6 protein-coding genes and 1 pseudogene are annotated in these 9,475 nt (G+C 70.5%); 5 read left to right on the forward strand and 2 right to left on the reverse strand.

Features of this window, described 5'->3' with window-relative positions; translation table 11 throughout:
* Together NBX02_RS07310 and NBX02_RS07315 are read right to left on the reverse strand one after the other, a co-directional pair.
* Positions 1–702 (reverse strand): AAA family ATPase (locus NBX02_RS07310; protein ID WP_250290561.1); only part of this gene is annotated, 702 nt, incomplete at its 3' end.
* Positions 702–2,018, reverse strand: a complete 1,317-nt coding sequence (locus tag NBX02_RS07315) for an exonuclease SbcCD subunit D (RefSeq protein WP_250285449.1) — start codon at positions 2,016–2,018, stop codon at positions 702–704. The genes NBX02_RS07315 and NBX02_RS07310, both read right to left, overlap by 1 nt.
* A gap of 464 nt (positions 2,019–2,482) precedes the next feature.
* Between NBX02_RS07315 and NBX02_RS07320 the strand changes: the two genes are divergently transcribed.
* From NBX02_RS07320 to NBX02_RS07340, 5 genes and pseudogenes are all read left to right on the forward strand, one after another.
* Complete coding sequence (locus NBX02_RS07320) at positions 2,483–3,742, forward strand: glutamate-5-semialdehyde dehydrogenase (RefSeq protein ID WP_250290563.1); 1,260 nt, start codon at positions 2,483–2,485, stop codon at positions 3,740–3,742.
* A gap of 310 nt (positions 3,743–4,052) precedes the next feature.
* Positions 4,053–4,613, forward strand: a complete 561-nt coding sequence (locus NBX02_RS07325; RefSeq protein WP_250285447.1) for a hypothetical protein — start codon at positions 4,053–4,055, stop codon at positions 4,611–4,613.
* Positions 4,614–5,116: 503 nt separating this feature from the next.
* A complete protein-coding gene (locus NBX02_RS07330; RefSeq protein WP_250290565.1) occupies positions 5,117–7,651 on the forward strand; it encodes a glycosyltransferase family 2 protein in 2,535 nt (844 codons plus the stop codon).
* Positions 7,648–9,243, forward strand: coding sequence for a galactose oxidase-like domain-containing protein (locus NBX02_RS07335; RefSeq protein ID WP_250285444.1), 1,596 nt, complete (start codon positions 7,648–7,650; stop codon positions 9,241–9,243). Before NBX02_RS07330 ends, NBX02_RS07335 begins: the two co-directional genes overlap by 4 nt.
* A gap of 12 nt (positions 9,244–9,255) precedes the next feature.
* Positions 9,256–9,475 (forward strand): annotated as a pseudogene (locus NBX02_RS07340) (glycoside hydrolase family 6 protein); the annotation flags it as partial.

The raw sequence follows: 9,475 nt of genomic DNA on the forward strand, positions 1-9,475 counted from the left end.
GTCGGCGTCGGCCTCGAGATCGTCCGGTTCGGTGGCTGAGGCGGCCTCGGCGGCCCGGGCCGCCACCCGGGCGAGGTCGCCGCGCGCGGCGGCCAGCCGCTCGCCCGCGATCTTGGCCTGGTCGGCGAGCCACTGTTCGGCGTGCTCGAACCGGCTGACGGCGAACAGGCGCTTGAGCAGCCGTTCCCGCGTGTCGTGGTCGGCCTGGAGGAAGTCGGCGAAACGCCCCTGCGGCAGCATGATCACTTGGAAGAACTGCTCGGCGGTCATCCCGAGCAGCCGGCCGATCTCGAGCCCGACGTCCTCGTTGCGCTGGGCGACAGCCTCCCAGCCGGTGTCGGTCCGGCGCCTGAGCAGGGCGGTCGGGTTCACCCGGGAGCTGCCCTCGCCGCCGCGCCGGGGCCTGTCCCAGCCGGCTGTACGGGTGATCTGGTAGCGCTGCCCGGACACGCTGAACTCCAGCCGGACCTGTGGCTGGGCGTCCGCCTCGGCATGGTGGGAGCGCAGGTCCTTCGCGCGGGCCCGCAGCCCCGGGACGACCCCGTAGAGTGCGAAGCCGAGCGCGTCGAGCAGCGTGGTCTTCCCGCCGCCGGTCTCGCCGCACAGCAGTACCAGGCCGCCGGCCCCCAGCCGGTCGAAATCCAGCTCGACCTTCCCCGGGAAGGCTCCGAAGGCGGTGAGTTCCAGCCGGTGCGGGCGCATCAGGCCGCGTCCTCGGCCCGGCGGGCGTCGTCCAACGCCGCCTGTAACAGGGCCCGTTCACGCTCGCTCGATTCGGAGCGCACATGGGCGACGAACGCCTCGGCCACCGCGAGATCGGGACGCCCGTGGACGCGCCGGCCGTAGGTGAGCTCGTCGCCGGTGGCGTCGAGCGCGGGCTCGTGACTGAGGGTGAGAGCGAAGGGGAAGCGGCGTTGCAGGGCCGCCATCGCGTCCAGCGGGCGGACCGGGTCGGTGAGCACCACCGAGACGAAGTCGGCGGTGTGCCGTTCGTAGTCGGCGGTGGCCATCAGCTCCGCGAGCCGGCCGCGCAGCCGGGCGAGGCCGCGGTACACGGGGACCGGGATCTCCTCCAGCCCGCACAGGCCGTCCGCGTCGATCTCCACCAGCAGCGACGACTTGACGTCGCCCGCCTCGGAGAACGAGTAGGGCAGCGGCGAGCCGCTGTAGCGCAGGCCCTCGTCCAGCGCCTGTGGCCGGTGCAGGTGCCCGAGCGCGGTGTAGGTGACCCCGTCGAAGAGCTTCGCCGGGACGGCCGCGAGCCCGCCGACGCTGATGTCGCGTTCGCTGTCACTGCCCTGGCCGCCGCTGACCCAGGTGTGGGCGCAGACGATGCTGCGGCCGCCGCGCCGGGCCCGGTCGGCGTGCACGGCCCGCATGGCCCGGCCCAGCGTCGCGGCGTGCGACAGCGCCCTGCTACCACCGGTTACGACCGGATCATCCCTGCTCGAAGTCACAGTGTCACTATTCGTGCCCGTTGTGTCATTGGACGCCACCGGGCCATCGCTTTTCGCGTCCGTTGTGTCTCTGTTGTCTATTGCCGCACTCGTGCCGCCGGGGTGGGGCCCGTCGTAGCCGCCCGGGGCGGGAAGCGCCGGCAGGGCGTCGACCACCGCCGCCGGCTCCAGGTAGGGGAGCGGGTAGACGTGGACGGGCCCGTGCCCGTCCTCGACGGTGACGGGGGTGGCGATGGCGGACACGTCCGTCCTGATGCGCACCCGGGGGTCGAGCAGCCCGGCCTTGTCGCCGAGACGGGCGCCGGCGTCGTGGTTGCCGCTGATCACCACCACGTGCGCGCCGGCGTCCCGCACCCGGGACAGCGCCTCGTCGAACAGCCGCATCGCCGCGACCGGCGGGATGGCCCGGTCGTGGACGTCCCCGCTGACCACGACGAGGTCGACGCGTTCGGCCCGGACGACCTCGACGAGATGGTCGACGAAGGCGGCCTGCGCCGCCAGCAGGTCGAACCGGTGGAGGGTACGCCCGAAGTGCCAGTCGGATGTGTGCAGCACGAGCATGTCAGCACGGTAGGACGCGCCGCCGGCGCCTCCGCACGCGGGTACGGTTTGCGTGCGTGCCCGTCCCGCCACGGAAACCGTGACCGCGTCGCCGCCGGCTCGGGGGAGGCATCCTCGAGGCTGCCCTGACACGCCGGTAACCTCCACGCCGGTAACCTCGTAGTGCCACGGAAATGTGGGCCGTCCGGACGTCCCGGGCCGGCTCGCGGGCTCCCGAGCCGGCGCCGCCGAGCCGACGGGAGCCCCGGAGCCGGTGGGGCCCGGGCGCGGGAACATCGTTGTGCCGCCCCGACCCTCCGCGACCTGCGGCAACGTGGGCCTCCGGCGGCGCGGGCATGATCGCGCAGCCGTCGGTCCGCCGCCCCGCACACGCGGTCCTCCGGTGGCGCGGGAACATGATCGCGCCGTTTCCGGCCCGCTGGGGTGGCGTGTCGGACGAGCCGTCAGGTCGGGAGGAACTGGTCATGAACAGCCTTGCGGAGGATGTCCGCGAGACCGCGGTCCGGGCGCGTGACGCCGCGGCCGTGCTCGCTCCGTTGTCCCGCGCGGACAAGGACCGCGCGCTGCACGCGATGGCGGACGCGCTGATCGCCGGCACTGGGCCGATCCTGGCGGCCAACGGCGCGGACGTGGCCGCCGCGCGGGCCGCGGGCACCGGCGAGGCCATGGTCGACCGGCTCACCCTCACGCCCGGCCGGCTCGCCACGATCGCGGACGGCCTGCGCCAGGTCGCGCTGCTCGAGGACCCGGTCGGCACGGTGGTACGCGGCCGGGTGCTCCCCAACGGGATCGAGCTGCGCCAGGTCCGGGTGCCGCTCGGCGTGGTCGGGATCATCTACGAGGCCCGCCCGAACGTGACGGTCGACGCCGCCGGCCTGTGCCTGAAAAGCGGCAACGCCGTGCTGCTGCGCGGCAGCGCCTCGGCCCTGCGTACCAACACGGCGCTGGTCGCGGCGCTGCGGGACGCGGTGGCCGCCGCCGGGCTGCCCGCGGACGCGGTCGCGCTCGTGCCCGGCGGCGGCCACGAGTCGGTCAAGCAGCTCATGCGCCTGCGCGGCCTGGTCGACGTGCTGATCCCGCGCGGCGGCGCCGGGCTGATCCGGACCGTGGTGGAGGAGTCCACCGTGCCGGTGATCGAGACCGGGGTCGGCAACTGCCACGTCTACGTCGACGTCGACGCGGACCTCGACCAGGCGCTGGCGATCGCCCTCAACGCGAAGACCCAGCGGCCGTCGGTGTGCAACGCGGCGGAGACGCTGCTGGTGCACGCGGATGTCGCGGACGCCTTCCTGCCGCGGGTGCTCGCGGCGCTGCGGCAGGCGGGGGTGACGGTCCACGGCGACGACGCGGTCCGCTCCCACGACTCCTCGGCGCTGCCCGCGACGGAGGAGGACTGGGCCGCCGAGTACCTGTCGCTGGACCTGGCGGTGCGGGTGGTGGACTCCCTCGACGACGCCGTCGCGCACATCCGCCGGTGGGGCAGCGGGCACACGGAGGCGATCGTGACCCGTTCGCTGGCCGCCTCCCGCCGGTTCATCGCGACCTGCGACAGCGCGGCGGTCATGGTCAACGCCTCGACCCGTTTCACCGATGGTGAACGGTTCGGTTTCGGCGCCGAGATCGGGATCTCCACCCAGAAGCTGCACGCCCGTGGGCCGATGGGCCTGACCGAGCTGACATCCACCACCTGGGTGGGCGTCGGCGACGGTCATCTGGTGGTTTAGCACGGGGACGCCAGCGGTGTGATCGTGTTTTTGTGGAGCCGCTGGTCCGCACTTGTGAACGCCGGGCGGAAGGGCGGCCCGCCGGTGCGGCATCCAGCCGGTGACCTGGCCAAACAAGGGGGATGCCGACAGCCGGACCATGGTGGCGGGTACGCTTCTGGCTCGGTAGGGGACAGCTCTGGAAATTCCGTTACTTGTCCCCTGGCCCGGACCGTGACCGGACCGGAGATGGTCTGCTCGTCCGCCCGTTTCGGGGGCGTCGGATGTCGAAATTCCATGGTGTGACTGTGCCAACGACGGAGGGAACGCCGTGTCGGATGAGGACGCGCCGACTGGTGCCGGGCCGCGCACGGTGGACGTGATTATTGTTCATGTGTGCGGCGTGGCGGGGCTGATCGCCGTGGTGGGTGCCTTCCTGCCGTGGGCGGGCGCGACCCTCGCCGACCGGGGCGCCGATCTGCTGCACAGCAACAGATCGGGGCTGGAGCTGTCCTGGCACGGCAAGGTGGTGCTCGGCCTGGGCATCCTCTGCGCCGTCATCAGCGTGCTGCTGTCCGAGCTCCCCCGCGTCCGCCCGCTCGGGCTGGCGCTGCCCGTCGCCGGCGGCGTCATCGCCGCCCTGAGTGTCTTGAAGATCAATTCTGGGGACGCGATAGCCGCCAGCCTCCTGCGGAAGCGGATCGGCACGTTCCAGACGGACAACCCGGTGGCCACCGCCGAGGTGGGCGTGGGCCTGTGGCTCTGTCTCGTGGCCGGTGCCGCGCTCGTCCTCGGTGGGCTTTTTCTCGGCTGGGCCGCGTGGCGGGCGGCTGGCGCTTCCGAGCGGCCCCCCGGTGGCGTGTCCAGCGGTGTCTCCGGTGGTGTGGCCTGATGGCGGCCGGCGCCCGTGACGTCCCTTGGAGCGTTCCCTGTGACGTCCCCTGCCTGTTGCCTCCGCGCGCCCGCGGGCCTGTGTCCGGGGGTGGTGTCCCACAGCCTCCATAGCGCCTCGGTGGCATGACGTCCTTGGCGGATCGCGCGACCGGCGCGGACCGATCCGGCTGTGACGCCACCGGCACGTGGGTCGACGCGCGCCCTCCCCGGGCCGGCGGGCCGCTGGCCGTGAACGCGCCGACGACGGACGAAGACCCTGGCATCCATCCCTGTCCCGACGTGGACCGGTTCACCGTTCACCGATCTGCATGCGACATGTGACCCGCATGCGACGTATGTCGTGGCGCTGACCGCAACCCGCGGGTGGCACGAGTCCTTGGAAGAGAATTGGCCTACGACTACACCTCCTTCTCGAAGCTCGCGGGTCCGCTCACCCTTCCGCCTGCTGACACAGAGTATCGCGTTGCCTACCGTAAGGTGATGGTAGGGCGGGAGCTCTGGATGGTGCTGCCGCTGTTGATAGCCACCGTCGGGTTGTCGTCGCTGTTCTTCGTCTGGCTGATCCAGCCGGGCCACTTCCCCAAGAGCAGGTATCTGCCGACACCGGTGCACATCGGCAACCTGGTCATGTTCTGGACGATCGTCGTCTCCGAGGGGATCCGGTTACTGAACTCGATCACCCTCTGCTGGGCCGCCTACATCATGCGCAACCCGGTGCCGGTCCGGCCGCCGGCGGGCCTGCGGATCGCGTTCACGACCACCATCGTCCCGTCGAAGGAGCCGTTGGACGTCGTACGCGACACCCTGATCGCGGCCCGGCAGATCCGTTATGGCACGCCCATCGACATCTGGCTGCTCGACGAGGGGGACGACCCGACAGTCCGCCAGATGTGCAAGGACCTCGGGGTCAACCATTTCAGCCGCAAAGGGGTGGAAAGGTGGAACCAGCCGAAGGGAAGATTCCGGGCCAAAACGAAGCACGGTAACCACAACTCCTGGCTGGACGCCCACGGCGGCTCCTACGACGTCGTGCTGTCGGTCGACCCCGACCACATTCCGCTGCCGAACTTCGCCTCGCGCATGCTCGGCTACTTCCGCGACCCCGATGTCGCCTTTGTCGTGGGACCGCAGGTCTACGGGAACTTCCACAGTTTCCTGACCCGGGGCGCGGAAGCGCAGAACTACATGTTCCACTCGGTCATCCAGCGGGCCGCGAACCGGTTCGACTGCGGCATGTTCGTCGGCACGAACCACGCATACCGGGTGTCGGCCTGGCGGCAGATCGGCGGGTTCCAGGATTCGATCACTGAGGATCTGGCCACCTCCTTCGCTGTACACGGAGAGTATCAGTCTGACTCTGGAAAGCACTGGAAGTCGGTATACACGCCGGATGTCGTAGCGGTTGGCGAGGGTCCTGCTACCTGGACGGACTTCTTCAGCCAGCAGCTGCGGTGGGCTCGGGGCTCCAACGAGGTCCTGGTCACCGAGTCGGTCCGCCGGCTGCGGAAGCTGCCGTGGGGGCACCGTCTGCACTACTCCACCCTGATGCTGCACTACCCGACCGTCGCCCTCACCTGGCTGATGGGAATGATGCTCACGGTCAGCTACATGGCCCTGGGGTCGACCGGGGTGACCGTGCAGATATCGTCCTGGCTGGCCCTCTACATCGACGTGGCCGTGGCCAGGCTGCTGCTCTACATCTGGCTGCGACGGTTCAACATCAGCCCGCATGAGGAGAAGGGCACCGCCGGCATCTCCGGGATCTTCGTCTCCATGCTGTGCACGCCGTTCTACTCGACCGCCTTCGTCGGCGCGCTGCTGCGGCGTCCGCTCGGTTTCGTGGTCACGCCCAAGGGGCAGAGCGCAAGCCCCGACCGGCTGCTGACCTTCCGTAAGCACATCTTCTGGGCGACGATATCCGGGATCTCCATCGCCACCGCGGTCGGCTTCGGCCATGTGTATCCGGCGAACATGGTCTGGGCGGCATTATCGTTGATCATCTGCCTGCTTCCCATCTTCATATGGTGGGGATCCCTGATCGCGGGCCGGCTGCGTCCCGTCGGCGAGCCCGGCCTGCTGCCGGCGGTGGCGTCCGAGCAGCCGGGCATACCTCGCCAGGCGACCGCGTCCGAAGCCTCGCTGAGCACCCCCGCGGCAAGCAGGCCCGCGGCAGCCAGGACGGCGGTGGCCGAGGCACCGGTTTCCGAGACCACGGCGGTCATCGCCATGGCGCCGCCGCCCGCGACGACGGAAAAGGCGTCCGCCGCGACGGCGGAAAAGGCGTCCGCCGCGACGACGGAAAAGGCGTCCGCCGCGACGGCGGAAAAGGCGTCCGCCGCGACGGCGGAAAAGGCGTCGCCCGCCAGGACGGAAAAAGCGTCCGCCGCGGCGGCGGAAGAAGCAGCGCCCGCGGCGCCGGAAAAAGCCGCACCAGGAAAGCCGGCACCGGAAGAAGCGGTACCAGGAAAATCGGCGCCGGAGAAAGCGGCACCGAGCAGGCCGAAAAAAGCGGCTCCGGGGAGATCCGTGCCCGCGGCCGCGTCGGCCACCGCCTCCTCGGGTTATGTCGAGGAGGTCACGAAGGTGCTCAGACGGCCGGCCGCGCTGTCGGTGTCCGCGTCCGGCGGGCGGGGTGAGGAGGTCACGCAGACGACGGTCGTGCCGGCGCTGTCGGCCTCCGCGCCCGGCGGATACCGCGAGGAGGCCACCCAGACGATCATCCTGCCCGCGGTGCTGTCCTCGCTCGGGCCGGCCGGCTACTCCGAGGAGGCCACGCAGAAACTGATCCGGCCCACGCAGGGCGCCGGATCAGGGAAGCCGGGGAAACCGGGGAAGCCGGCCCGCCGCGCCCAGGACGCTGCCGCGCGCGGAGGGCGGTCCGCGGTCGCGGTGGCAGCCTCGGCCGAGCAGCCGGCGGCGGGAGGCTCCGTCCGTGGGCGCCCGGGACCTGGCACCTACACGGAGGAGGCCACCATGAAACTCATGCCACGCCGCCGCCGTGTTTCCGGTGACGGGCTGCTCGAGGAACTGACATGATGGTGTCCACCCAGAAACGCCGGGTACGCCGACGGCGGCTGCTCCAGCTCAGTGTGCTGCTTGTCCTGATTCTTGCCGGCAACGGCCCGTTCGCCGTGTCATGGGCCAGCGAGCAGTACGCCGAATGGCAGTCCAACCAGCCGGACTACATGCGTACCCACGGGCGTTGGGACATCATTGCCGACAGCGGCACCCGGTCCATTCACGCGGCCCTGCTGCGTACCGGGAAAATACTGCTCATGGCCGGTTCCGGCAACGACCAGGCAAATTTCGACGCGGGGAAGTTCACCACCGCGCTGTGGGATCCGGTCGCGAACACCTTCACCGACGTCTACACGCCGTGGGACGTCTTCTGCGCGGGGCAGGCCTTCCTCCCCAACGGCGACCTGCTGATCGCCGGGGGGACGAAGAAGTACGAGGTCCTGGCACAGGACTCGCCCGACGGCAAGAAGCACGAGTTCCAGGGGCTGAAGGACTCCTACATCTTCAACCCGGACACCGAGCGGTACGAGAAGACCGCCGACCTGAACCACGCGCGCTGGTATCCGACCCTGGTGACCCTTGCCAACGGTACGGTGGTGTCGGTCTCCGGCCTCGACGAGAACGGTGACATCGACCAGGGCAACACCGAGCTGTTCAGCGCGGCCACCAGGACATGGCAGGACAGCCACCACCTGAAGAAGATCTTCCCCACCTACCCGTCCCTGCTGCTCGCGGCGGACGGCCGGCTGTTCTTCTCCGGCGCCAACGCCGGTTACGGCCCGGCGGAGATCTCCGAGCGCCAGCCCGGCCTGTGGAACCTGGCGGACAACTCCTTCCAGCCGGTCAACGGGCTGCCCGAGCCGGAGATCAACGAGACGGCCGGGACGATCATGCTTGCGCCGGCGCAGGACCAGAAGGTGATGTTCATTGCCGGCGGCGGCGTCGGCGACACCCAGGCCGCGAGCGCCCGGACCGCCATCGTCGACCTCTCCGCGCCCGCGCCCGCCTATGTCAGCGGCCCGAACCTGACGGTGGCCAAACGGTATCCCGGCGCGGTCGTCCTGCCCGACGACACGGTGCTGGTCTCCGGTGGTTCCGCCGGCTACCGGGCCAAGGACTCGCTGACCGCCGAGACCTACCATCCGGACACCAACAGCTTCACCCCGGCGGCCGATCCGCGCGTTGGCCGTGACTACCACTCCGAGTACCTGCTGCTGCCGGACGGGCGGGTGGCGGTCTTCGGCTCCAACCCGCTCAGCGACGACAACTCCTTCGAGACCCGGGTCGAGGTGTACTCCCCGCCCTACCTCTACAAGGGCGAGCGTCCGGCGGTCTCCGAGGTGCCGGCCAAGATCACCCGGGGCACGGCCATCACCGTGAAGTCGTCCCAGCCGGCGGCGAAGGTGCGTCTGATCCGGCCGGGTGCCTACACCCACGTCACCGACACCGAGCAACGCTCCGTGGCGCTGCCGATCACCCAGCAGACGGGTGGCAGCGTCACACTGGACGTCCCCGAGAACCCCAACCTGCTTCCGCCAGACTGGTACATGCTTTTTGTGACCAACGACGAGGGTGTTCCCTCCGTCGCCACCTGGGTTCATGTTGGATGAGGAGGGCCTGTATTGATCTCCAGGCTGGTCCGCTGCGTCACGGGGGAGCGGGGGCCGGGAGCTGACCGGCCACGGCGAGGTACCCGGGTCAGGGCCACCGCGGTCGCCGGCGCCATCTCGGTGCTCTCCGCGTGCGGCGGCTCGGACGGGCCGGGCTCGTCCCCGGCCACGACCTCCGCGCTGACCGCGGTCGGCCCGCAGTGCCCCGCCGGGGACCCCGCCGGCCACGGCG

This window comes from Protofrankia sp. CiP1_Cm_nod1, assembly GCF_920888515.1.
In the GTDB taxonomy this organism is placed as follows: Bacteria; Actinomycetota; Actinomycetes; order Frankiales; family Frankiaceae; genus Protofrankia.